At 73.5% G+C, this 24,820-nt stretch carries 16 protein-coding genes; 9 read left to right on the top strand and 7 right to left on the bottom strand.

All coding sequences use genetic code 11. The features are described 5' to 3' along the window. Positions 1-104: 104 nt before the first annotated feature. A complete protein-coding gene (locus ABT369_RS54280; RefSeq protein WP_350625971.1) occupies positions 105-752 on the bottom strand; it encodes an alpha/beta fold hydrolase in 648 nt (215 codons plus the stop codon). An 85-nt stretch (positions 753-837) separates the two neighbouring features. Here ABT369_RS54280 and ABT369_RS54275 point away from each other — a divergent pair, with 85 nt between their 5' ends. The 5 genes from ABT369_RS54275 to ABT369_RS54255 all read left to right on the top strand — a co-directional run bounded on the left by ABT369_RS54275 (position 838) and on the right by ABT369_RS54255 (position 6,576). Beyond that, positions 838-1,722 (top strand): LysR family transcriptional regulator, encoded by an 885-nt coding sequence (locus ABT369_RS54275; RefSeq protein WP_350625969.1) that lies wholly within the window; start codon positions 838-840, stop codon positions 1,720-1,722. 401 nt (positions 1,723-2,123) lie between these two features. After that, positions 2,124-3,593 (top strand): cellulose binding domain-containing protein, encoded by a 1,470-nt coding sequence (locus tag ABT369_RS54270; protein WP_350625967.1) that lies wholly within the window; start codon positions 2,124-2,126, stop codon positions 3,591-3,593. 55 nt (positions 3,594-3,648) lie between these two features. Beyond that, positions 3,649-3,897 carry a cold-shock protein gene (locus ABT369_RS54265; protein ID WP_350625965.1) on the top strand — a complete coding sequence of 83 codons (249 nt, stop codon included), beginning with the start codon at positions 3,649-3,651 and terminating at the stop codon, positions 3,895-3,897. A gap of 116 nt (positions 3,898-4,013) precedes the next feature. Continuing rightward, positions 4,014-4,811 carry an SAM-dependent methyltransferase gene (locus ABT369_RS54260; RefSeq protein ID WP_350625963.1) on the top strand — a complete coding sequence of 266 codons (798 nt, stop codon included), beginning with the start codon at positions 4,014-4,016 and terminating at the stop codon, positions 4,809-4,811. Positions 4,812-4,851: 40 nt separating this feature from the next. Beyond that, on the top strand, positions 4,852-6,576 hold the full coding sequence (locus ABT369_RS54255; RefSeq protein WP_350625961.1) for a putative bifunctional diguanylate cyclase/phosphodiesterase: 1,725 nt from the start codon (positions 4,852-4,854) through the stop codon (positions 6,574-6,576). On the opposite strand, the gene ABT369_RS54250 is transcribed toward ABT369_RS54255, so the two are convergent. The 4 genes from ABT369_RS54250 to ABT369_RS54235 all read right to left on the bottom strand — a co-directional run bounded on the left by ABT369_RS54250 (position 6,560) and on the right by ABT369_RS54235 (position 11,583). Next, on the bottom strand, positions 6,560-8,371 hold the full coding sequence (locus ABT369_RS54250) for a hypothetical protein (RefSeq protein WP_350625959.1): 1,812 nt from the start codon (positions 8,369-8,371) through the stop codon (positions 6,560-6,562). The genes ABT369_RS54255 and ABT369_RS54250 overlap by 17 nt on opposite strands. Before the next feature lie 3 nt (positions 8,372-8,374). Next, entirely contained in the window at positions 8,375-9,190 is an 816-nt protein-coding gene (locus tag ABT369_RS54245) for an ABC transporter permease (RefSeq protein ID WP_350625957.1), read from the bottom strand. Beyond that, entirely contained in the window at positions 9,187-10,188 is a 1,002-nt protein-coding gene (locus tag ABT369_RS54240; protein ID WP_350625955.1) for an ABC transporter ATP-binding protein, read from the bottom strand. The genes ABT369_RS54245 and ABT369_RS54240 overlap by 4 nt, the downstream gene beginning before the upstream one ends. Before the next feature lie 81 nt (positions 10,189-10,269). Continuing rightward, a complete protein-coding gene (locus ABT369_RS54235) occupies positions 10,270-11,583 on the bottom strand; it encodes a glycosyltransferase family 2 protein (protein WP_350625953.1) in 1,314 nt (437 codons plus the stop codon). A gap of 110 nt (positions 11,584-11,693) precedes the next feature. Between ABT369_RS54235 and ABT369_RS54230 the strand changes: the two genes are divergently transcribed. After that, positions 11,694-12,875 (top strand): macrolide family glycosyltransferase, encoded by a 1,182-nt coding sequence (locus tag ABT369_RS54230; protein WP_350625951.1) that lies wholly within the window; start codon positions 11,694-11,696, stop codon positions 12,873-12,875. A 605-nt stretch (positions 12,876-13,480) separates the two neighbouring features. Further along, positions 13,481-16,372: a helix-turn-helix transcriptional regulator gene (locus ABT369_RS54225; protein WP_350625949.1), complete on the top strand. Its 2,892-nt coding sequence runs from the start codon at positions 13,481-13,483 to the stop codon at positions 16,370-16,372. A 33-nt stretch (positions 16,373-16,405) separates the two neighbouring features. Here the strand turns inward: ABT369_RS54225 and ABT369_RS54220 are convergent, their stop codons facing one another. Then, complete coding sequence (locus ABT369_RS54220) at positions 16,406-17,167, bottom strand: thioesterase II family protein (protein WP_350625947.1); 762 nt, start codon at positions 17,165-17,167, stop codon at positions 16,406-16,408. 306 nt (positions 17,168-17,473) lie between these two features. On the opposite strand from ABT369_RS54220, the gene ABT369_RS54215 reads away from it, so the two are divergent. Then, positions 17,474-18,472, top strand: coding sequence for a TauD/TfdA family dioxygenase (locus ABT369_RS54215; protein ID WP_350625945.1), 999 nt, complete (start codon positions 17,474-17,476; stop codon positions 18,470-18,472). A 24-nt stretch (positions 18,473-18,496) separates the two neighbouring features. Beyond that, positions 18,497-21,517, top strand: a complete 3,021-nt coding sequence (locus ABT369_RS54210) for an amino acid adenylation domain-containing protein (RefSeq protein ID WP_350625943.1) — start codon at positions 18,497-18,499, stop codon at positions 21,515-21,517. 142 nt (positions 21,518-21,659) lie between these two features. Here the strand turns inward: ABT369_RS54210 and ABT369_RS54205 are convergent. Continuing rightward, positions 21,660-24,820: SDR family NAD(P)-dependent oxidoreductase (locus ABT369_RS54205; protein ID WP_350625941.1), on the bottom strand; the 3,161-nt coding region annotated here is incomplete at its 5' end.

Raw genomic sequence — 24,820 nt, 5'->3', positions numbered from 1 at the left:
CCGCGAAGTAGGCGGTGGCCGTCGCCTGGCGGCGGGTCAACACCAGGGTGACGGCGTCGATGGCGAGGGTGCCGGTGCCGTGCTGGTCGGAGGCGATGTATCACCTACTCCGGCCACGTTGCGTGGTCCAGCAGATCGGCCAGCTCCTTCGGGCGGCCGAGGGCCGCGCAGTGGCCGGCGTCGAGCTCCGCCGGCGTGATCCCGAGCCGCTGCGGCACGAGCCGGCGAAACAGCGCCGCCGGGAAGCAGCGGTCCCGCCGCAGCAGCACGAATCGCGTCGGTACCGCCGGCCACCGCTCCAGCGGCCAGGGCTGCTCGTAGGCCACCGCGGACGGATGCTCGCGCTGGCGGCGGAGGGCTTCCTCGGCGAGCGGGCGCGGCACGTCGTGGTAGTAGGTGACGAAGGGGTCTTCCTCGCCGCTGCCGACGTAGCCGACGTTGTCCCACCAGTCCGAGGGCCGCTCGCCCGGCGCCGGAACCATACCCGCCACCAGCACCAGCCCGTCGGCCGCGAGCCGCCCGGCCACCAGCGGGGCCGTGAACGCGCCGAACGAGTGCCCGACGACGACGGCGTCACGCCGGTCGCCGACAGCCGCGATCACGGCGTCGGCGTAGGCGTTCAGATCCGCCGCCGGGTCGTCGGGCAGGTCGGGCGCGATCGCGTCGTGGCCGCGGGCGCGAAGCTCGGCGGCGACGAGGTGCCAGGCCCAGCCGGAGTCGCCAGCGCCGTGAATCAGCACGAAAGTGGCCATGCCCCTGACGCTAGCCACGCGAAGGCATGCGCAAAAGCGATCGTTTCCGATCATTTCCATCGTACTTCCCGATAGACTCGAGACCGTGGCCGACATCGACCTGCGCCACCTGGCCACCCTGGCCGCGATCGCCGACGAGGGGTCGTTCGGGCGCGCCGCGGCCCGGCTCGGATACACGCAGTCGACGGTCAGCCAGCACATCGCCGGGCTGGAACGGTCCGTGGGCGGCGCGGTGTTCGACCGGCCGGGCGGGCCGCGACCGGTTCGCATCACGCCGCTCGGCCGCGTCGTGCTGGACCACGCCCGGCAGCTGCTGGCCGGGGCGCGGGCGATGACCGACGCGCTCGACCGGTTCCGGGCCGGCGAGGGCCGCATCGACATCGGCACCTTCCAGAGCCTGTCGACCACGATCCTGCCGCGGCTCGTGCGGCGGCTGCGCGAGGAGCACCCGGACTGCGACATCCGCCTCTTCGAGGAGGAGACCGACCCGCCGCGCGTCGACGACCTGGACCTCGTGTTCTTCGACGGGCGCACGGCCGGCGAGGTCGAGCACCGCAAGCTGCTCGACGACCCGTACGCGCTCGTCGCCCGCCCCGGCGACTTCCCCGACGGGCCGGTGCCGCTGAGCGCGCTGGACCGCGCGCCGATGGTGGCCTGGCCCGCGGCCTGCGACCAGCCCCGGGTCGAGGACGCGTTCGCGGGGGCCGGGGCGCGGCCGCGGACCGTGTTCCGCACGACGAGCAACGAGGCGGTGCTGGCCATGGTGCGGGCGGGCATCGGCTCGGCGGTCCTGCCACGGCTGGTCCTCGACGACCTTTTCGGCCCCGACTCGACGCTGTCGGTGCACGAGCTGCGGCCGGCGCCGCCGCCGCGCGAGATCTACCTGCTCTGGCCGGCCGGGCGCACACACTCCCCGCTCGCCGCCCGCGCGATCGAGATCGCGCTGGAGGTCACGGCCGGCTACCGGTAGGGGCGGAAGTTTCACGGCGCTCCAGGCCGCACGCGCAGCCGTTGGCGAATCGTGTTATGCCGGCGGCCCGGCCCGCATCTGCAAGGCGACGCGACGCACACCCCCGTCAGAGAGGTCGCCATGTCTCCATCACGTTCCCGAACCCGCCGAGCGCTCCTCGCGCTCGGCACCGCCACCGCGACCGTCGCGGTCGCCCTCGCCGGCCTCGACCGGCCGGCCAACGCCGCGACGGTACCGGCATTCCCGGGCGCCGCCGGGCCGGCCATGTACGCCACCGGCGGCCGGGGCGGCGACGTCTACCACGTCACCGACCTCACCGACAACGCGAGCACCCGCAGGCCGGTTCGCTGCGCTACGGGCTCGCCACCGCCCCGAGCAGCGGCCGGACGATCGTCTTCGACGTGGCCGGCACCATCAGGCTCTCCCCCGCCGGCCGGCAGGGCTGGCTGTCCTTCGGCACCAGCAACGTCACGATCGCCGGCCAGACCGCGCCGAAGCCCGGCATCACGATCATGGGCCAGGCGACCAAGGTGACGGGCAACAACGTCGTCATCCGGCACGTGAAGTTCCGGCCCGGCGAGGACCAGGCGAACCCGGGCACGGCCACGAACGATGGGATCTGGATCACCGGCAACAACGTGATCGTCGACCACGCCTCGGTGAGCTGGGCCGACGACGAGGGCATCAGCTCCAGCGACGGGGCCGGGCAGGTCACGGTGCAGTACTCGATCGTCTCCGACGGGCTGAACTACAAGGGCCACAGCTACGGCGCCCTCGTCGGCAGCGACGTGACCGGGTCGAACATCGCCTACCACCACAACCTGTTCGCCCACAACCTGAGCCGGCTGCCGAGGCTGGGCAACGAGACCGGGGCGGTGAACAACGTCGACTGGAGCAACAACATCATCTTCGAGGGCAAGGGCTACAGCGGCGACAACCAGAACGCGTTCGGCAACTTCGTCGGCAACACCTACCTGCGGCACAACTCCAGCAGCCCGGCGGTCTACACGGGCGCGACGGGCACCAGCCTGTACCAGTCGGGCAACATCGTCGACTATGACGGCGACTCGAACCTGACCAACGGCCGGGCCGCGACGTGGACCGAGTACGCCTCGGTCCCGACCCACCAGTCCGCGCGCTTCAACGTGCCGAACATGACCTACGACTCGGCCTCCACGGCGGTACCGAAGATCCTGGACCGCGCGGGCGCCTTCTGGTGGTCCCGCGACGCCGTCGACACGCGCGTGGTGAGCGAGACCCGCACGACCACGGGCACGCTGATCGACTACCCGAACGCGACCGAGTGGAACAGCCTCTGGAACGCCGCGCCGGTCAACGCCCCGAGCGGCTGGGACACCGACCGCGACGGCATGCCCAACGCCTGGGAGATCGCCAACGGCCTCAACCCGAACGCCGACGACCACAACGGCGACGCGGACGGCGACGGCTACCGCAACCTCGAGGAGTACCTCGACTACGCGGCCCAGGGCGGCCAGACCACCCCGTCCACCTCTCCCAGCCCGTCCACGTCGTCTCCCGGCCCGACCCCGAGCATCTCCCCGACGGGCGGCGGCACCGGCGGGTGCACCGCGGCGTACGCGACCACGAACACGTGGGAGGGCGGCTTCCAGGGCGAGGTGACGGTGAAGGCGGGCGGCGCGGCCATCACCGGCTGGACCGCGAGGTGGACCCTCGCGAGCGGGCAGTCCGTCAGCCAGGTCTGGAACGGCCGGCTCACCACGAGCGGCTCGACGGCGAGCGTGGCGAACGAGTCGTACAACGGCGCCCTGGCCGCGGGCGCCTCGACCACGTTCGGCTTCCTCGCCACGGGCACGGCCACGACACCGGCGGTGACCTGCACGAGCGCCTGAGCCCGGCCCGCCGGGACCGCCAGTGCGGCCGCGGACGGTCGAGTACGGTCGCATGATGCGTACTCGCCCGTCCGCGCCGTTGCGCGGCGACGGCGTCGTGCGGCGGTGGGACGCCGAGGCCGGGTGGGGCGTGGTCGCCCTGGACCGCGACGGGCTCCTCGTGTGGACCCACTACTCCGCCGTCGTCGCCGAGCCCGGGGCGTACCGCTCGCTCGAGCCCGGCCAGCGGGTGCGCTGCTGGTTCGAGATCCCCGGCCAGGACGGCTACGCGGCGCGGGCACTCCGCGTCGAAGCCCGGGATTGACCCGTCCTCCGGCGTCGACGATGTCGCGTATCGTGACCGCATTCAACGCCGAAGGGCCCTCGCTTCTGGGGCCATGTGGCCCTACTATGGCGGCGCAACGACGAGAAGGGGCGGGGATGACGCGACCGGAGTGGGCACCGGAAGACATTGACATCAGCGTGCCGAACGCGGCGCGGATGTACGACTACTCGCTCGGCGGCTTCCACAACTTCGCGGTCGACCGCGAGATGGTCGAGCGAGTCGTGTCGATGTCGCCCAACGCCAGGCAGATCGGCCTGGCCAACCGGGCCTTCCTCGGCCGGGCCGTGCGCCGGCTCGTCGCGAGCGGCGTGCGCCAGTTCCTCGACGTGGGCTCGGGCATCCCGACGCTCGCCAGCGTGCACGAGGTGGCGCAGCAGGCCGATCCCGAGGCCCGGGTGATGTACGTCGACATCGACCCCGTCGCCGTCGCGCACGGCCGCGCCATTCTCGCGGGCAACCCCAACGCCGACGTGATGCTCGGTGACGTGCGGCGGCCGGACGACATCGTGCGTGACCCGGCGGTGAGCGGCCTGCTCGACTTCACCGAGCCGATCGCCGTCATGCTCATCGCGGTGCTGCACTTCGTGCCCGACTCCGACGACCCGGCCGGGATCGTGCGCCGGTTCCGCGAGGCCGTCAAGCCCGGCAGCTACATCGCGCTGTCGCACGGCTCCCCGCCGCCGCAGCACGAGGAGGACGCCGCGAAGGTCAGCACGGTCTACCAGCGCACCTCGACGCCGTTGCACCTGCGCAGCAGCGCCGAGATCGGCCGGCTGCTCGACGGCCTGGAGATCGTCGAGCCGGGCGTGGTGCCGGTGACCGCCTGGCACCCCGACGACACCGGCGTCGAGCCGCGGCCGGAGGTGCTCGCCGCGGTGGGACGTAAGCCGTAAAGCTGGCATTCAGCGCGGTCTTTGCCTCATAATCGTCCGCGTGATCCCGTCTGACGGCCGGACGGCCGGCATCGACGCGTTCACCCGGGCCTGGGCGCGTGTCGTCACCGGCCACACGGTCCTGCGCCACAGCCCCGACGAGGTGTATTCGCTGCTCGAGCGGTTCGCGCTGCGGCTCGCCGAGGCGCTGCTCGCGGAGCCGTTCTCCGCCGGCCCGGGCCGGCGTCTCGGCGCCGACCTGGTGGCGGCCGGCATCGCCACGCCCGAACTGCTCGGCCGGACGACGACGCTCATCGGGCGGCGGTTCCTCGAGGACATCCGCCTGCGGCGCCCCGACGGCCGGGCGCGCCTCGACGAGCTGCTCGGCGCGGTGGCGACCGGCTACACGGGCGCCCTCGTCGACCAGTCGGTCGGCGCGCAGGAGGAGCTGCGGCGGGCGGAACTGCGGCGGGACGAGCTCGCCCGGCAGTGCCGCATCGAGCGGACGCACGACCTGCCCAATCAGCGGGCCGCGCTGCTGCGGCGGCTCGGCGAGGCGCTGGCCGGGGACCCGCGGGGCCGGCTCGGGCTGTGCCTGATCAACCTGGACCGGTTCCGGACCGTCAACGAGAGCCTCGGCTACCGCGCCGGCGACCAGGTGCTGCGGACCGTCGCGCACCGCCTCGAGCGGCTCGCCCAGCGGGCCGGACACTTCGCCGCGCACCTCGACAACGATACGTTCGTGCTGCTCGTCGGGGACACCGGCGGGATCGACGAGGTGACGAAGGCCGCGGAGGAGGCGCTCGCCGCGATCGCGCACACGTTCCCGATCAACAACGGCTACACCCTGCCGATCCGGGCCAGCATCGGCGTGGTCGAGCGGGCCGCCGCCGACACCGATCCGGCGGCCCTGCTCGGGGCGGCCGAGCAGGCGCTCGGCTGGGCGAAGCAGGAGCGGCGCGGGCATTGGATGGTGTACGACACCGAGCGCGCGGCCGCGGAGACCGCCCGCCATGCGCTCAGCGCCGAGATGCCCGACGCGCTCACCCGCGGCGAGTTCGTCGTGGACTATCAGCCGCTGGCCGACCTGGCCACCGGGCGGATCGTCGGCGTCGAGGCGCTGGTGCGCTGGCGGCATCCGGTGCACGGGCTGCTGACGCCGGGGCGGTTCATCGACCTGGCCGAGCACACCGGCCTGATCGTGCCGCTCGGCGAGGACGTGCTGCGCCGCGCCTGCGTCCAGGCCGCCGCGTGGCGCGACGCCGACCCGGACCACCCGGTGTTCGTGAGCGTCAACGTCGCCGAGGCCCAGCTGCGCCGGCCGGGCCTGCCCGCGCTGGTCCGCACGATCCTGGACGAGACCGGGCTGCCGGAGGGCCTGCTGCAGCTGGAGGTCACCGAGAACGTCCTGCTCGACCCGGAGGGGCTCGGCACCCTCGACGACCTGGCGCGCATGGGTGTGCGGATCTCCCTGGACGATTTCGGCACGGGCAACTGCCGGCTGGCCGAGATCAGCAACCTGCCCGCCCACACGATCAAGATCGCCGGGTGCTTCATCGGCTTCCTGAACAATCAGCACGCGGCCGACGGCGCCGACCACACGGTGCTCACGGCCATGATCGAGCTCGGCCGCGAGCTGGGCCTGACCGTCACCGTCGAGGGCATCGAGACCGAGGTCCAGGCGCGGCGGCTCCTGGACCTCGGCTGCGACATCGGCCAGGGCTACCACCTGGGCCGCCCTCAGCCCGCGGACGACATCACCGGCCTGCTCACGGCCCGGAGCTGAACGGGATCCGGCGGTCGGTCCGCGACGCCCAGTAGGCCAGCTGCGGCGCGACGAACCAGCACGCCAGCAGCGGCAGCGACCACACCAGCGCCGGCGGGTTCTCCAGCTCGATGCCGACGGCCAGGGCCACCGACAGCGCGCTGGCCGGCGCCATCGTCCGCCAGCGGGCCGCCGCACCGCGACCGACGGCCCGCACGGCCGCCACGGAGCTGGTCCACTGCAGGATCAGGCGGCGGCTGACGAAGGTGCGGTAGATCGCCCGGGCCGTGGCGTCCAGCGTGAACACCGTCCGGTCGGCCAGCAGCACGACCCAGATCGGCGCGCGCAGGGCCTCGACCCGCAGCAGCCACCACGCCAGCGAGCCGCGCATCCGCAGCGTCCCGGCCAGCCAGGCGCGCCGGGACATCCGCGCCGGGCGGGGCGAGCGGCCCAGCAGGACCATCAGCGGCAGCACGAGCAGCGGCTGCAGGAGCAGCCCGGCGACGACGGCGGTGTAGACGCCGACCTGCGCGGCCGGGGCCGCGAGCCAGGCGAGGACGAGCAGCCCGGCCATGGCGACCGGCTGCAGGTGCGCGAGCAGGTCGTTGGTGAGCATCCAGCGGGCCATGAGCGGCAGCGCGCGGCGGCCCCGGGCGGCGATCCACGGCAGCAGGTGCACGTCGCCACGGATCCAGCGGTGGCAGCGTTTGCGGTACGCGAGGTAGTCCTCGACGTTGCCCTCGACGACCACGGCGCCGGCGATGCAGGCGGTGCGGGCGTACATGCCCTCGAGCTTGTCGTGGCTGAGCACGGTGTTGTCGGGGATGCGCCCGTCGAGCGCGGCCCGCACGGCGGCCACGTCGAAGATGCCCTGCCCGAGGAACAGGTCCTGGCCGAAGAGGAGCTGGCCGAAGGAGGCCTGCCCGGTCGGGGCGGAGTACGGCTGCCACGACCACTCGAAGAAGCTGCGCGGCGGGGACGGCACGTGGCAGGGGCGGACGTAGCCGAAGCCCGACGTGATCCGGCCGGTGCCGGGGTCGGCCTCGGCGCGGTTGTCCGGGTGGGCCATCGCGGCGACGAGCTGGCGGGCACCGCCGTTGGGCAGGCGGTTGCCGACGTCGATGGTGATGACGTACCGGATGCCGGACAGCGCCGGCGCCGGGCCCTCGAAGCTGGTCTCGGCGGCGGGGTCCTGGACGAGGGCGGCGAACTCGACGAGCTTGCCGCGCTTGCGTTCCCAGCCCATCCAGACGCGGTCGGCCTCGTTCCAGCGGCGGGAGCGGAACAGTGCCGAGAGCGGGGCGGTGCCGGAGGCGGCGGCGAGCTTGGCGAGCACCTCGGCGCGCAGGGCGGCGTCGGTGGCGAGCTCGGCGGCGGGGCCGTCGGCGAAGTCGACGAGCGCGATGTGCCCGGCGAATCCGGGGCCGCTGTCGCGGGCGGCGGCCCGCATGGTGTCGACGAGCGCGTCGACGTCTTCGCTGTCGTAGACGATGGCGGGGTACACCACACACGTCGAGCCGACGAGGGGGCCGGGCGGGGCCAGCGGCACCTGCGGCAGCGCCGCGGACGGGGGCAGCGCGGCCCGCAGGACGAGGTGCACGACGGTGCCGCCGAGCTGGAGGGCCAGCGGCACGCCGAGCGCGAGTGCGGTGACGAGGAACGCGGTGCTCGTGCCGGCCTCGGCCATCAGGAGGCCGGCGAGGATGAGCAGGACCGCCGAGACTGCGACGATGGACCAGACGTAGGCCGGGCCGGATCGTTTGCCGATGTTCTTCCGCTGCCGGCGGGCAGTCGTGGACACATTGGCCTCAGGCATGGGTCAGTCCAGGGCCCGCCTCATGAACCCGATGATGCCCACCCACGTGAAGACGACTAAGGCCGCGCCGAGCACGGAGATCGAGACCCACAGCGGCAACGACTCGACGGCCCTCGGCGCGATGATGGCACGCATGGCCTCGCTCATGTACGTGCACGGGTTGAGCCCGCACACGATCTGGAACCAGAGCAGGCCCTTGATGCCCAGGAACGGGAACTGGGTCGAGCCGGTGAAGATGAGCGGGGTCAGCGCGACGGTCAGCATGATCTCGATGCGCCGCGAGGACACCAGCGTGCCGAGCACCATGCCGAGCGCGGACGCGACCAGCGCGCCCAGGATCAGGACCCCGATCACCGGCAGGTACGTGTGCGCGGGCCAGCTCATGTGCAGCAGCCAGAAGCCGAGCGGCACGATGAACAGGCCGGCGACGAGGCCCCGGATGGCGCCGAACACGATCTTCTCGACCGCCACCAGCCCCATCGAGACCGGCGCCAGGAGGCGGTCCTCGATCTCGCGGGTGTAGGAGAAGTCGAGGACGAGCGGCAGCGCGGTGCTCTGCAGGCCGGCCAGGAACGCGTTGAGGGCGACGAGGCCGGGCAGCAGGATCTGCCCGAAGACGTTGTCGGTGTAGCCGAGGTCGGACAGCACCTTGCCGAAGATCAGCAGCGAGAACAGCGGCTGCACGATGACCTGGGCGAAGAACGGCAGGAACTCGCGGCCGGTGACGAAGACGTCCCGCCACAGGAGCGAGAAGAACGTCTCGATCTGGCTCGGCAGCGAAACCGAGCGCAGCCGCAGCGGTGGGGTGGCGACGGTCACCGAAGGTCCCTTCCGGTCAGGTGAATGAAGACGTCCTCGAGGCTCGGCTTGCCGACGGTGAGGTCGCGCACCTCGTGGTTGCCGTCGGCCATCGCCCCCAGCACCGCGGGCATCGCCGAGACCGGCTTGGACTCGGTGAAGACGCGGAACTGCACGAGCGTCTCGGCGTCGGGCGCGACCAGCTCGGGCGGCGGCGCCGGCGGGCCGACCCGCTCGACCCGCTCGACCTCCGGGACGTCGCCCAACAGGGTGCGGATCTCGTCGGTGGTGGCCGAGCCGAGGTTGACGGTCAGCGTCAGGGTGGTGTTGCCGGGCAGCATCCGGGTCAGCGCCTCGGGCGTGTCCAGCGCGAGGAGCTTGCCGTGGTCGATGATGCCGATGCGGTCGCAGAGCTTGGCCGCCTCGTCCATGTCGTGCGTCGTGAGCATGATGGTGACCCCGGCGGAGCGCAGTTCGGCCACCTTGTCGTGGACGAAGAGGCGCGCCTGGGGGTCGAGTCCGGCCGAGGGCTCGTCGAGGAACATGACCTTCGGCTCGTGCATGAGGGCCCGGGCGATCATCACGCGCTGGGCCATGCCGCCGGAGAGGTAGTCGACCCGGCCCTTGGCGTGGGCGGTCAGCTCCATCTGCTCGAGCAGGTCGTCGGCCCGCTTGGCGCGCTGCGCCCGCGGCATCCGGTGGTAGGCGGCGTGGAACATGAGGTTCTGCCGCACGGTCAGCGACCGGTCGAGGTTGTTGCGCTGCGGCACCACCGCCAGCAGCTGCCGCGCCGCGGTCGCGTTCTTGACGACGTCGACGCCGTGAATCACGCCGCGGCCGGACGTCGGCCGGACCCTCGTCGTCATCACGCCGATCGTCGTCGTCTTGCCGGCGCCGTTCGGCCCGAGCAGGCCGAAGATCTCGCCCGCGTTGACCTGGAAGCTGAGCCCGTCAACGGCCGCGGGCGTCTTCGGTCGATACGTCTTTACCAGATCCGTAACCACCATCGCGTCGTCCACGGGGCCTGACACTACCGATCCGCATATGCATCGGAACCGTTGTGCGGCCCCGCATTCCGGCCCCGGACGACATTGAGGGGGTCACCCCGAGAACTGGGGACCCGGTAGGGGCAGCGAGTCGTCGTCGAGGTGGGAGCAGGCCGCGCTGAGGGGCAGCCCGAGGGCCCGGGCGGCGGCGTCGACCTCGGCGAGGGTCAGCTCGGCGCGGCGCGGCGCCAGGTCGGACCACAGCCGCCGCACGCGCTCGTCCTCGTCGGCCCGGCCGCTGTGCCAGCTGCGGTCGTGGCGCCCGAGGGCCCGCAGCAGCGTCGACGGTACGGCCTGCTGCGGCGCGGTGTGCCGCCGGAACACGTCGCAGACGGCCTCGACCGGCACCCGCTCGTCCACGCCGGCCCGCGGCCCGGCGGCGAACGTCACCGGCGAGGCGGACCAGTCCACCGTCCCCGCGGCGGCGGCGAGCCCGGCGACCACCGCGGCGAGCTCGTCGACGAGGCGCTCCTCGTCGACGTCGAGCAGCGGGCAGCCGACGAGCCGGCCGGTCTGCTCGAGGTAGCCGGTCGCCACGCAGGTGACCCAGATCAGCGACAGCGTGGTGAAGACGGCGCGCACCTCGGGCGCGCCGATCTCGCCGAAGCGGCGGAACCACTGCGGCCGGCCGTCGCGGACGGCCTGATAGGTGGCCCAGGGCGAGGGCAGGTACTGGCTCAGCGCGCGATGCCCGTACTGCTGCACGAGACCGGCGGCCGTGCGCGCGTCCCGCAGCGAGCGGCTGACGAGCGAGCGGACGTCCTCGTCGACGTGGTGCACGGCCGGGGTACCGCCGCTGAGCCAGCCGATCGACCGCCCCGCCGCCCGCAGGCGCAGAGCGAGATCGGAGTCCTCGCCGGCGTGCCGGCCCGGGTCGAACGGCGGCCCGTCCGGGGCCAGGTCCCGGCGCAGGCCCGCGTTGGCGGTGATGAGCAGCCCGCCCGGTGCCCCGTCCAGCGGGGTGGCGTCGAACATCCGCAGGTGGTCCATGAACGCGGTGACCGGCCCGCCGACCGCCACGCGGATCGGGCCGCCGACCGCGGCCGCCCCCGAGCCCAGGGCCTCGGCCATCCGGTGGCACCAGTCGGGCGGCACCAGCACGTCGTCGTCGGCGAAGAGGACGGTGTCGTGGCGCGCCGCGGCGACGCCGGTGTTGCGGGCCGCCGAGACGCCGGCCGGCTCGGAGGTGAGCACACGCAGCATCGGGTCGGCCGGGCCGTCGAAGCCCGTGGTGGCACCGGGCCCGTTGGCGACGAGCAGGACCTCGGCGTCGGGGCCCAGGCCGCGCGCGGCGGTGAGTGCCGCGTCGACGCACGCCGCGACCGTGTTGCGCTGCAACGTACTCGGGATCACCACGCTGACTGACACGTGCATGATTATCGGTCGCGCGACGACACGGACGGGTGCGGCGCATCCCCTAATATCGGGTTCGCGCGGCAGGGGTTGTCCGCTTTGTCACCCGCGTCCTAGCGTGAGTCGTGACCAGCGGCAAGCACATCGCCTTCTTCACCGCTCCCTCACACGGGCATGTCTATCCGATGCTCGGCATCGTCGAGGAGCTGGCCGGTCGCGGCCACCGGGTCAGCTACGCCACCACGACCGACTTCGCCGGTGCGGTCGGTGCCGCGGGCGCGCACCCGGTCCTCTACGCCTCGACGATGCCCTCCCCCGGTGACCGGAGCCGCCGATGGCCCGAGACCATCACCGAGTCGATGACCCTGTTCCTCAGCGAGGCCGCGGCGACGCTGCCCGCGCTGCGCGAGGCGTTCGCCGCGGACCGGCCCGACGTCGTCGCGGTCGACGACCTCGCCGGGGCCGGTGCGGTCCTGGCCGCGGCGTGGGGCGTCCCCGTGGTGCAGATCTGGCCGTTCTTCGCGGCCAACGCGCACTGGTCGCTGCCCCAGCACGCCCCGGCGGCCCAGCGGCCGAAGCCGGCGGCGATGTTCCGCTACGGCACCGACCTGACGGCGCTGCTGCGCTCGGCGGGCCTGCGGACGTCGGTGCCCCAGTACTTCGCGAGCCGCCCGACCGGCGGCGTGGTGCTGCTGCCGCGTGCCTTCCAGTTCCGGGGCGAGACGTTCGGCCCGGAGTTCTCGTTCGTCGGCCCGTGCCTGGGCTCCCGCGGCTTCCAGGGCGAGGCCGCGCCGGCTGCGGCGGACCGGCCGACGCTGCTCATCTCGCTGGGCACGTCCTTCAACGACCGGCCGGAGTTCTACGCCATGTGCCTGGAGGCGTTCGCCGGCGAGCCCTGGCACGTGGTGATGGCCGTCGGCGACCGCATCCGCCGGGAGCAGCTGCCGCCGGTGCCGGACAACATCGAGGTGCACGCGCGCGTCCCGCAACTGGCGGTGCTGGCCCGGGCCGGCGCCTTCATCACCCACGCCGGCATGGGCTCCATCATGGAGGGTCTCGCCCACGGCGTGCCGCTGATCGCGATCCCGCAGGTGTTCGAGCAGGAGGTGAACACCGAACGACTCACCGGGCTCGGGCTGGGCGTGTCGCTGCGGCGCGACGCGATCACCGCCGAGGGCCTGCGCGACGCCGTGCGCCGGGCCGACGGCGCCGAGGTCCGGGCCGCGGTCGGCCGGATGCGGGCCCAGGTGCAGGCCGGGGGCGGTGCTCCGGCCGCCGCCGACGTCATCGAGAAGATTGCCGGCTGACGGGCACGGCGAACGCACCGGATAGGCCGCTTCGCGCACCGGCCGAGGCCTCACGGTTGCCGCAAGGAAAACGATCCGTGACGCCGGGAAGAATCGCCTTTCGGATCCGAACGATGATAACCACCGCACCGGCCGTGACATGCGACGCCACGACGATGCGGACAGACTTCACCGCCCCTTTCGACCTGCTTAACTTAGGCACTGAAGGGCCGGGGGTCAAGACCAAACCATCGTCGAGTGTCAACCCCTAACCGACGTTACGGCGCGGTGACATCTCAACTAGGGGCGTCGATCCGTTGCCCCGGATTGAACCCCGATGGCAGACTTCCCTTTCGAAGGTGAAGATCGTTCGGGCTGATGCCAGTTCGAGCAACTTGGTTACATGCGAGGCGGTCCGTTCCGGGCAAACGGCCGTCACGCTGAGGGGAACAGTCCACAGTGGGCGCCAGCACGCGTGGGTCCGGACGCGCAGCGATTCTCGACCCCGGATTGGCACCCCTTCCGGCGGTCGAACGGCGGGCCGGCCTGGCATCACAGGCGAGTCTGACCGCAGCCGCGCTGACGCACACGCGATCGGTGCGTGGCAAAGGGAGGGCGACGCGTCAATGCTGCTGGTCGAACGGGACGAACAGTTAACACGCTTAGGAGAGGCGTTCCGCGCCTGCACCGATGGGCGAGGCCAGGTGACTCTCGTCAGCGGCCCGGTGGGCAGCGGCAAGACGGCACTTCTGCTGGCCTTCGCGCGGCAGGCCGTGAATGACGGGGCAAGAGTCATCGGCGCCGGGGGATCCCGGGCCGAGCACAAGTTCCCGTTCGGCATCATCGGCCAACTGCTGCACGACGCCGGATTGGCGCCGAACAGTGACGCCTACGCGGCGGTGCTGAAGGCGCGGTGCGCGCTCGCCGGCTCATTAGGCGACCCGGGATCCGACGGCTCCGTCGACGATCAGGTCCACCTGCCGTACTTACAGACAATCAGCGGCGCATTCGCGGCCATGGCGTCAGAGCAACCGCTGGTGATTGCGGTCGACGACCTGCACTATGCGGACCTTCCCTCACTGCATTGCCTACTGTACTTGATCCGGCGCCTGCGCTCGACCCGCATCATGGTCGTGCTGAGCGAATCCAACCGGGCGCAACCGACCCACGTGCTGTTCCGCACCGACATCCTGAGCCAGCCACACTTTTCCCGGGTGTCGCTGGCGCCGCTGTCGCGCCGCGGGGTCAACCAGCTCATCGAGGCCAGCCTGGAGCAGCCGACGGCGCCCGAGCTGGCAACGGCCTGCTTCGACGTGAGCGCCGGCAACCCGATGCTGACCCGCGCGCTCATCGACGACCAGGTGCGGGCCGCTCGCGAGCCGGACGGCCAGACCACGGCCGAGCTGCGCATCGACGACGCCTTCGAGCAGGCGGTCCTGAGCTTCCTCTACCGGCACGACCCGTCGGTGCTGGCCGTGGCCCAGGCGGTCGCGGTGCTGGGCGAGCCCGGCTCGCCGCAGGTGCTGGCCCGCATGGTCGACATCGTGCCGGAGAACGCGGCCCAGATCCTGCGGGTCCTGGAGAGCTCGGGCCTGCTGAGCACGGGCCGGTTCCGCCACCCGCGGGCCCGGCGCGCGCTGCTCAACCACCTCCCGGCGGCCGAGCGGCGGGCCCTGCACCGCAAGGCGGCCGAGCTGTTGCAGGAGAACGGGGCGGCGCCGGGCAGCGTGGCCGACCACCTGGTGGAGGCCGCGTACGACGACGCTGCCTGGGTGGTGCCCGTGCTGCGCGACGCGGCCCGTCACGCCCTGGCCGACAGCCGGCCCGAGCACGCCTCCGCGCCGCTGCGGCTGGCGCTGCGGGCCGCCCGCGACGACCGGCAGCGGGTCGCGGCCCGCACGGCGCTGATCGGCGCGGAGTGGCAGACCAACCCGCTCATGGTGACGCGCCACCTCGGCGATCTGCTCAGTGGGGTGCGGGCCGACCCGGCCCACGCCGGCGACGCGCTCGCCGCGCTGCCCTACCTGCTGTGGCACGGCCGCGTCGACGAGTCGGTCGAGCTGCTCACCGCGGCCGCCGACGCCTCCGGCCCGGCCCACGTCGAGCTGGCCTCGGAGCTGCGCGGGGCCCGGCAGTTGCTCGCCTCCGCGTTCCCGGCCCGGGCCGCCTCGGTGGCGTGCCAGAACCCCGACGCCGCCACCGTGAGTGCGGCACCGCGGCGGCGCTCGCCGATCCGCGGTTTCTCCGAGGGCAGCACCTGCGCTGAGGAGACGGCGATCAGCGCCCACCTGCAGCCGACGACGCTGCTGACCGCGGTGCTGGGCAACGGATCCCGCGCCGACGCGATCGGGGCCGCCGACCACGTGCTGCAGCGGTGCAGCTCGCAGAAGACGGCCCCCGAGCCGGTGGCCGCGGCGCTGCTGGCCCTGATCTACGCCGACCGCCCCGACCGATGTCTGGCGTGGTGCGAATCGCTGGCCTTGGCCCGGCCCGCGCCGAGCCTGCCCCCGGCCTGGCAGGGCGTGCTCAAGGCGATTCAGGCCGAGGGCGCGCTGCGCCTGGGCAACCTGACGCTGGCCGAGCGGGCGGCCACCGAGGCCCTCGCCATCATGCCGCCCGCGGCCTGGGGCTTCATCATCGGCGGGGTACTGGCGACGCTCATCAGCGCCACCACCGAGATGGGCGCCCTCGACCGGGCCCGCGAGCACCTGGCCACGCCCGTGCCACAGTCGCTGTTCGGCACGCCACTGGGCCTGCACTACCTGCAGGCGCGGGGCCGCTACTACCGGGCCACCGGCCGGCTGCAGGCCGCGCTGACCGACTTCCGCTCCTGCGGCGAGCTGATGAGCTCGTGGCAGCTGGACCTGCCGACGGTGGTGGCGTGGCGGCTCGAATCGGCCCGCACGTACCTGGCGCTGGGCCGGGCCGACCACGCCGTCGAGCTGGCCCGCGAGCAGCTGCGCCAGCTCGGCCCGCTCGACGGGCGGACCCGCGGCGCAACCTTGCGCACGATCGCGGCCACCTACGCGCCCGAGCAGCGCACGACCGCTCTGGACGAGGCCGTGGACCTGTTGCACGGCACCGGCGACCGCCTCGAGCTCGCGCACGCGCTGGCCGACCTGGGCCGCACGTGGCAGGCACTGGGCCAGTCGGGCCGGGCGCGGCTGCTGATCCGGCGGGCGCACCACATCAGCGTCGAGTGCGGCGCCGAGCCGCTCAGCCACAGCCTCTCCCACGACGACCCCGAGGCCGGTCTGGTCGTCGAGGCGCCGAAGCCGGGCGCGGGCGAGGTGACGCTGGAGCTGCTCAGCGACGCCGAACGGCGGGTGGCGGCGCTGGCGGTGCAGGGGTACACCAACCGCGAGATCGCGAGCAAGCTCTACGTCACCGTGAGCACCGTCGAGCAGCATTTGACGCGGGTGTACCGCAAAGTCAACGTCAAGCGCCGGGCCGACCTGCCCGTCGGGCTCGCCCCACCGGCCACGGTGCAGTCCGACCCCGGCATGCGGGCCTGCTGAGCCACCACCCGGAGGGCCGGCGCGAGCCGGTCCTCAGCGGGGGGCGAGGAAGAAGTCGGAGATGGTGTTGACGACCTCGGACTGGTTGGTGAGCACGAAGAAGTGCCCACCGGGGACGACCAGCAGCTCGAACGGGCCCTCCGTGTGCTCCCACCACGCGACGACGTCCTCGGCGACCACGGTCGGGTCGTCCTCGCCCACGAACGCGATGATCGGGCACCGCAGGGCGCTGCCGGGCTCGTAGACGTACGTCTCGTCGGCGCGGTAGTCGTCGCGGATCGCCGGCAGCATGAGCTGCAGCAGCTGCGCGTCGTCGGGCAGCGGCGACTGCGTGCCGCTGACCGCCTGCAGGTGCGCGACGATCCCCTCGTCGTGGCGCAGGTGCACGAAGCCGGCGGCGGCGCACGAGGGCGCGGCCCGGGCGGACGGGAACAGCACCATCGGCACGGTGCCCTCGCGCTCGAGGCGGCGGGCCAGCTCGAAGGCGACCAGGGCGCCCATCCCGTGGCCGAAGAGGAGCAGCGGCCGGTCCATCCACGTGCCCAGGGCCGCGTGGATCTTGCGGGCCAGGTCCTGGATCGTGAGCACGTGCGGCTCACTCCAGCGATCCTGCCGTCCCGGGTACTGCACCGCGAGCACCTCGATGGAGACGGTCATCTCGTCGGACAGGGAGAAGTAGAAGCTGGCCGACTGCCCGGCCGGCGGCAGGCAGACGAGCCGGGCCAGGCAATCCGGGCGTGGGTGGAAGCGCCGGATCCAGCTGGAGCCGGTGGCGTCGCCATCGTGTTCCTGCACAGGCAGTCCTCCCTGGCCACACGGCTGGACCGGAGAACGGACGAAAGAGAGAAATCGAACTAGGCGTGAGCGTAGGAACACGCCGAACTTGATCACACCCCTAGCGGCCCCAGATCTTGAACGGTTCCAGCTCGCGACCTCCCCGGCCGCGAGCGGTGCGCGAGCCGGCGCCGGGCGCGGCCGCGAACCCCGCTGGGGTCCCGGTTCATAGGGGTTGTCGCCCGTTTCGCGCGGCCGTTAGCGTCGGCGCCGCACGGACTTCTCCGCGGCGATGCGCCGCCCACCTTCGACCATGGATGGTTTCCCATGTCGGTCGACGCCCAAGGTACGCTGAGCGACCGGTCGCTGCTGCGGCTCGACGACGAGGAGAACGCGGCGCTGGCCGCGCTGGCCGCCGAGTTGTGCGGCACCGCTCCCCACCTGATCGACGCCGCCGAATGGGTGGCGGCGGCGCGGCGGCTGTCGTGCGCGCTTCCCCCGCGGCTGAGTCGCACGCTGCGCGAGTTCACCCACGACTCCGGCCCCGACGGGATGCTGTTGCTGCGCAACCTCCCGGTGGACCCGGACGGCCCGCCGCCGACCCCGATCGTGTTCGGCTCGGTCCAGCGCGCGAGCACCGTGCCGGCCTCGGCCCTCATGCTCGTCGCCATGGCCATGGGCGAGGTGATCGCCTACGACAAGGAGAAGCACGGCGCGCTGGTGCAGAACGTCGTGCCCGTGCCGGGCATGGAGGAGTACCAGGGCAACGCCGGCTCGACGCGGCTGAACATGCACACCGAGAACGCGTTCCACGACTTCCGGCCCGACTTCGTCGGGCTGATGTGCCTGCGCAACGACCACGACAACGTCGCCGGGCTGCGCACGTCGTCGATCCGCAACGCGCTGCCGCTGCTGTCCGAGCCGATCCGGGCAATCCTGCACGAGCCGCGGTTCGTCACGACCGCGCCGGCCTCGTTCGACCTCGGCGACCGGCTCGAGGAGCCGCACGGGGTGCTCAGCGGCGCCGTCGAGGACCCCGACCTGAAGGTGGATTTCAGCAGTACCACGCCCATCGACGACGAGGCCGCCGGCGCCCTGGCGCGGCTGCGCGACGCCATCGACGAGGCGGCGTACACGCTGATCCTGAGCCCCGGCGACCTCGCGTTCGTGGACAACCGCGTGACGCTGCACGGCCGCAACTCCTTCCAGCCCCGCTACGACGGCGCGGACCGCTGGCTGCAGCGGGTCTTCGTCCACCTGGACCTGCGCCGGTCCCGCGCGCTGCGCGGCGCCAACGGGCAGGTCCTCAGCAGCACGCCGGCCTGACCCGAGCGCACCTGAGAGGGCACCATGCCAGTCGGAACGCCAGTCGGAAGAGACGGAAACTACAGCCGGCCGGTCTCGGCGACCGAGGCCTGGTTCCTGGTCTATCCGGCGTGGCTGCCGGGCGTGATCCAGGTCGTCGTCGAGGGCACCGGCCCGCTCGGGGCCGATGAGCTCACCGCGGCCGTCGCGGCCGCGTCGCAGGCGTGCCCCGGCGCCCGGCTGACCCGCATGGGCCGCCGCTGGGTCGACAGCACCGTGGCCCCCGCGGTCCGGGTGCTCGACGCGGACGCCTTCGACCCGGACGCGTTCACCGGCCTGCCCGAGCTGCACCAGCCGCTGACCGGCGAGGCCGGCGCCCCCACGTGCGAGGTGCTGCTGCTGCCCGGCACCGCCGCCCGCCCGACCAGCATCGTCTTCCGCGCCAACCACGCGGTCATGGACGGCAAGGGCGTGCTGATCTGGATCGACGAGATCTTCCGGGCGCTGCGCGGCGACGAGCCGATCGGCGCCCCGTCGCGCATCACCGAGCACGAGCTGCTCGAGCGGATCACGACCCCGCGGACCCCGGCGATCGAGGCCGACCTCGAGTGGCCGTCCGCGCTGGGCTCCCGCCCGGCCGGGCCGCAGGGCTTCTTCTGGCGCCGCAAGACCGTCGACGGCGTCCACCCGGCCCTCGTGGCCAAGATCGCGCTTGCCGTCACCGCCGCGTGCGACCTGCCGACCGGCCGCTTCCGGATCCCGGTCGACCTGCGCCGATACGACCCCGCGATCCGCTCGACGGGCAACCTCACGCACAACCCGCTGCTGGACGTCACCGCGGGCTCGGCGTGGGAGGACGCGCACGAGCGGCTGCTGACCATCCTCAGCTCGGGCCAGGACCTCGCGGCCGGGACCGATCCGGCGCTGGCGAACATCCCCCGCGACCACCTCCGCCGGCAGCTGATGGCGCTGGACGACATCTCCGCGAGCCGCGGCCGATACGGCAGCGTGGCCACCATCTCCCACGTCGGGCGCATCGACCTGAACACCCTGCGCGGGCGGGAGTTCCACGCCACGACCATCTACTCGCTGCCCAACTCCGGGCCCGTCGGCCCGCCGGAGATCAACGCCGTCGAGTGCGGCGGGCGCACGGAGATCACCCTCGGCTGGTACGACCGCCCGGAGCTGGTCGAGCGGGCCGTCGCGCTGCTCGACGCGATCGAGGAGGCGCTCTCGCCGCGGCACCGCCGGATCTGGGCCGGCAACGACAACGCCCGGCCGCTCGCCCGGCCCGGCACCGTGGTCGAGCAGTTCGCCGCGCAGGTCTCCCGGACCCCGGACGCGATCGCCCTCACCAGCCCCGAGGGCAACACCACCTACGCCGAGCTGGACCGCTACTCCAGCGCCGTCGCCGCCGACCTGCAGCGCCGCGGCCTGGGCCGCGACGACGTGGTCGGCCTGTTCGCCGGGCGCACCGTCGCCGCGATGGCCGCCATCTGGGGCATCCTCAAGGCCGGCGCCGCCTACCTGCCGCTGGACCCCCAGCACCCCGACCACCGCCTCGCCGGCCTGCTCGCCGACGCCGGGGTCACCGTCTGCCTGACCGAGGCGCGCCACCGCCACCGCGGGTTCGCCCCGCCCGGCTGCACGCTCGCCGTCATCGAGGAGCTCGCGGCCGGCGACGGCACGCGCGAGCCGGTGGAGATCCGCCCCGAGGACCTCGCCTACGTCATCTACACCTCGGGCTCGACGGGCCGGCCCAAGGGCGTGGAGATCGAGCACCGCAACCTGGCCACGTTCGTCAGCTGGTCGACCCGCGTCTACGGCGTCGACGAGCACACCCGGTTCCCGCTGTTCAGCTCGCTCGCCTTCGACCTGTCCAACACCGCCATCTTCCTGCCGGTGCTGGCCGGCGGCTCGATCGCGCTGGTACCGGACGAGCTGAACCACATGGTGCTGCAGGACATGCTGTTCAACCGCGGGGCGAACAAGCTGAAGCTGACCCCGACCCACCTCGACCTCATCGGGCGGCTCGGCCTGCGCCCGGAGGGGTTCACGGCCGTCATCGCCGGCGGGGAGCTGCTGCGCACGTCGGTGACGGCGCGCGCCCAGGAGGCGTTCGGGCCGCAGTGCCGCATCTTCAACGAGTACGGGCCGACCGAGACGACCATCGGCAACATGACCCGCACGTTCGACGCGGAGGCCGACGCCGGTCTCGCCTCGGTGCCGATCGGGGTGCCGACCGACAACAGCACCATCTATCTCGTCGACACCGAGGGCCGGCTCGTGGAGCCGGGCGAGGTCGGCGAGATGCTGCTGGGCGGCGCGCAGCTCTGCCGGGGGTACCGCGGCCGCCCCGACCTCAACCGCGTGCGCTTCACGGTGATGGCCGGCGGCGAGCGCGTGTACCGCAGCGGAGACCTGGCCCGGCAGCTGCCCAGCGGCGAACTCGAGTCGGTGGGGCGCAACGACGAGCAGATCAAGATCCGCGGCTACCGCATCGAGCCCGCCGAGGTCGCCCGCGCGCTGGAGGAGCACCCGGCCGTGGCCCGCGCGTTCGCCGTCGGCCGCACGCGGGACGGCAGTCCGGACAAGATCCTGTGCGCGTACGTGGTGCCGGCCGCCGAGGTCTCCGTGGAGGCGCTCGACGAGCATGTCGGGAAGCTCCTGCCGCCGTACATGGTGCCGAGCGCGACCGTGCTCGTCGCGGAGCTGCCGCGCACCGCCAACGGCAAGGTCGACGTGGCCGCCCTGCCGGACCCGTTCGCCGACCAGGGCACCTCCGCGGCCTCGGTGACCGCGCTGAGCGGCGAGGTCGAGACGGCGGTCGCCGGGATCTGGGCCCGCACCCTCGCCGTGGACGTGCAGCGGCTCAGCGGCGACGCCGACTTCCACCGCCTCGGCGGCGACTCGGCGAAGCTCCTGGCCATGCTGGCGGCCGTGTGCAACGACATCGTCGGCCGCGGCCGGGAGACGGCCTTCATGTCCGACCTGAGCAAGATCATTCGGGAGCCGACGATCACCCGCATCTCGGACCTGGCCCGCCAGGCGCGCTCCGCCGTCTGAAAACCTTCGAACCGCCCCAGGTGTACTTCCCTGGGGCGGTTCGCCGTTCCCGCGCCCACCGCTCCCGGTGCTACTCCCCTGGGGCGGTTCGCCGTTCCCGAGCGCTAAGGCCGCTTGGGGCGGTCCAGCCGTTCCCGAGCGCTCAGGCCGCGCCCATGCGCCGGTCCAGCAGCGCGAACAGTTCGTCGTCGGTGGCCTCGTCGATCTCCCCGGCCGCCGCCGGCCCGGCCTCGGACGCCGTGAGCGTGTCGAGCAGCCGCCGCAGCCGCGCCACGACGACGCCGCGGGTCTCCTCGTCGTGCCCGGCCACGGCTCCCTCGAGCCGCGCGAGGTCGTCGAGCAGCCCGCCCCCGGCGGCCGGCGCCGGGGCGGCCAGGTCCAGCAGGTGCTCGGCCAGCAGCGCCGGCTTCGGGTAGTCGAAGACGAGCGTGGCCGCCAGCCGCAGCCCGGTCGCCGCGTTGAGCCGGTTGCGCAGCTCGACCGCGGTGAGCGAGTCGAACCCGAGCTCGGAGAAGGCCTGGTCGGCGCCGATCGCGTCCGGCCGGGCGTGCCCGAGCACCGCCGCGACGTGCGTGCGGACCAGGTGCAGCACGTGCCGCGGGCGCTCGGTGTCGGCCAGCAGCGCGAGCCGCTGGGTGAGCGTCCCGGCGGTCTTGGACTCGCTCTCCGTCTGCGGCCGCGGCCGGGTGCGGATCAGCGCGCGCAGCAGCGGCGGCGGCAGCTCGGTGCGGGCGGCGCGGCGCAGCGCGGCGAGGTCGAGGCGGGCCGCGACCGGGGCGGGTTCGGCGCCGCGCACGGCCCGGTCGAACAGCTCCAGGGCCTCCCCCGCCGCCATGGGCAGCAGGCCGTGCCGGGCCAGGCGGCGCCGGTCGGTCTCGCCCAGCCCGCCGGTGATCCCGGTGGCGTCCGCCCACAGGCCCCAGGCGATCGAGTGCGCGGGCAGCCCGGTGCGGCGACGCTCGTGGGCGAGGGCATCGAGGCAGGCGTTCGCCGCCGCGTAATTGCCTTGCCCGGCCCCGCCCAGGACGCCCGAGATCGAGGAGAACAGCACGAACAGCTCCGGCCGCGCGTCGATGGTCAGCTCGTGCAGGTGCCGGGCCGCGTCCGCCTTCGGGCCGAACACGGCGCCGACGCGCTCAGGCGTCAGCGCGGTGATCGTGGCGTCGTCCACGACCGCGGCGGTGTGCACGACGCCGGCGAGGCGGCCGTCGGCGGCGATGACGTCGAGGAGCGCCGCGACCTGGGCGCGGTCGGTGAGGTCGCAGGCGACGGGCCGCAGCACGACGCCGTCGCGGGCCAGTTCGGCGGCGAGGTCACCGGCCCCGGTGGCGGCGGGCCCACGACGGCTGGCCAGCACGAGGCTGCGCACCCCGTACCGGGCCGCCAGGTGCCGGGCGACGTGCCCCGCCAGCCCCGCCGGGTTGCCGGTCACGAGCACGGTCCCGTCCCCGAGCGACGGCGGCTCGACCGGCTCCGCGTCGGCGGGCTGGAGCCGCGGCACCAGGAACTCCCCGCCGCGCAGGGCCAGCTGGGGTTCGTCGAGCGCGAGGGCCTCGGACAGGCGGGCCGCGTCCTCGGGGTCCTCGGGGTCAGCGGCGTCCTCGAGCGCGATCAGGCGGATGCGGCCGGGGTGCTCGGACTGCGCGGAACGGACCAGCCCCCACACCCCGGCGGCGGCCGGGCCGGTGCCGCGGGTGACCACGGCGAGGCCGGCGCCGGTCGCGTCCGGGCGGCGCACGAGCTCCTGGATCGCGCTCAACGCCGCCGCGACGGCGGATCGGGCGTCGTCCGAGCCGATCCGCAGAACGGCGACGTCGGCGGGGACCGCCCCCGGCCCGGAGCCGGAGGACGCGGAACCGGAGGACGCGGAACCGGAGGACGCGGAACCGGAGGACGCGGAACCGGAGGACGCGGAACCGGAGGACGCGGAACCGGAGGACGCGGAGCCGAGGGGCGCAAAGCCGGTGGACGCGGAACCAAGAGGCGCGGAACCAAGAGGCGCGGAACCAAGAGGCGCGGAACCAAGAGGCGCGGAACCAAGAGGCGCGGAGCCGGAGGAAGGGGCGGCGGGGAGCCAGGCCACGCGCAGCAGGGCGTCGCCGGCCGCGGCGGCCGGGAGCTGGTCGGTCGCGATCGGGCGGGTCACCAGCGACTCGACCGTGCCGATCGTGGCGCCGGTGGTGTCGGCGACGACGATGGTGACGCCGTGCTCGGCCGGGCTCAGGCGGGCGCGCAGGACCGACAGCCCGGACTCGCCGGTCGGCAGCGCCACGCCGGACCACACGAAGGGCAGGCCCGCGGGGTCGGTTGCGCCGCCGACCCCGCGGGCGACGTCGTGGAGGGTCGCGGGGTCGGTTGCGCCGCCGACCCGGCCGAGGCCGTGGAGGGTCGCGGGGTCGGTTGCGCCGCCGACCCGGCCGAGGCCGTGGAGGGTCGCGTCGAGCAGGGCCGGGTGCAGGCCGAAGCCGCCGGTCGGCACGCCGTCGGGGAGGACGGCCTCGACGTACACGTCGTCACCGCGGCACCACAGCTCGCGCACGCCGCGGAAGACCGGCCCGTAGTCGAGGCCGGCGTCGGCGAGGCCGTCGTAGAGGCCGTCGCGGTCGACGGGTTCGGCGCCGGTGGGCGGCCAGACGGCCAGCTCGGCGCCGGACGCGGACGGCCGGGCGACGCCGAGGGAGCCGGTGGCGTGCCGGGTCCAGGGGGCCTCGGGGCCGTCGGCGGGGTGCGAGTACACCTCGATGGCGCGCCGACCGTGCTCGTCCTCGGCGCCGACGGTCAGCTGCAGCGTCACCGCGCCCGTGGCCGGCAGCGCGAGGGGGGTGTCGAGGACGAGTTCCTCGACACCGGGGCAGCCGGCCTTGGCGCCGGCCGCGAGGACCATGTCGAGCAGCGCCGTCCCGGGCACGACCGCGGTGCCCAGCACCCGGTGGTCGCCGAGCCACGGCAGCGCGGCGAGGGAGAGCCGGCCGGTGAACACGTACTGGTCGCCGCCCGCGAGCCGGACCATCGCCCCGAGCAGCGGGTGCCCGCCGGGTTCCTGCCCGAGCCCACCGGCGTCGGCGCCGGGCGCGCTGCTGAGCCAGTAGTGCTGGTGCTGGAACGCATACGTCGGCACCGGCACGGCAGCGCCACGATGGTAGGCCGCGAAGTCGATCCCGGCCCCCCGCACATGCGCCTGCGCAAGCCCGTTCAGCAGCGCCCGAGACTCCGCCTGACCGGACCGCAGCAGCGGAATGAACGCGGCATCCTCGACACAATCCGGCCCCAGCGCACTGAGCGCACCACCCGGCCCGACCTCAA

It is taken from the genome of Dactylosporangium sp. NPDC000244, assembly GCF_040300725.1.
Lineage (GTDB): Bacteria > Actinomycetota > Actinomycetes > Mycobacteriales > Micromonosporaceae > Dactylosporangium.
This window is presented reverse-complemented; position numbering and strand designations above follow the sequence as displayed.

Coding starts and splice junctions, on each gene's coding strand:
- ABT369_RS54280 (WP_350625971.1), bottom strand. CDS start 752: ATGGCCACTTTCGTGCTGATTCACGGCGCTGGCGACTCCGGCTGGGCC.
- ABT369_RS54265 (WP_350625965.1), top strand. CDS start 3,649: ATGCGTACTCGCCCGTCCGCGCCGTTGCGCGGCGACGGCGTCGTGCGG.
- ABT369_RS54260 (WP_350625963.1), top strand. CDS start 4,014: ATGACGCGACCGGAGTGGGCACCGGAAGACATTGACATCAGCGTGCCG.
- ABT369_RS54250 (WP_350625959.1), bottom strand. CDS start 8,371: ATGCCTGAGGCCAATGTGTCCACGACTGCCCGCCGGCAGCGGAAGAAC.
- ABT369_RS54225 (WP_350625949.1), top strand. CDS start 13,481: ATGCTGCTGGTCGAACGGGACGAACAGTTAACACGCTTAGGAGAGGCG.
- ABT369_RS54215 (WP_350625945.1), top strand. CDS start 17,474: ATGTCGGTCGACGCCCAAGGTACGCTGAGCGACCGGTCGCTGCTGCGG.
- ABT369_RS54210 (WP_350625943.1), top strand. CDS start 18,497: ATGCCAGTCGGAACGCCAGTCGGAAGAGACGGAAACTACAGCCGGCCG.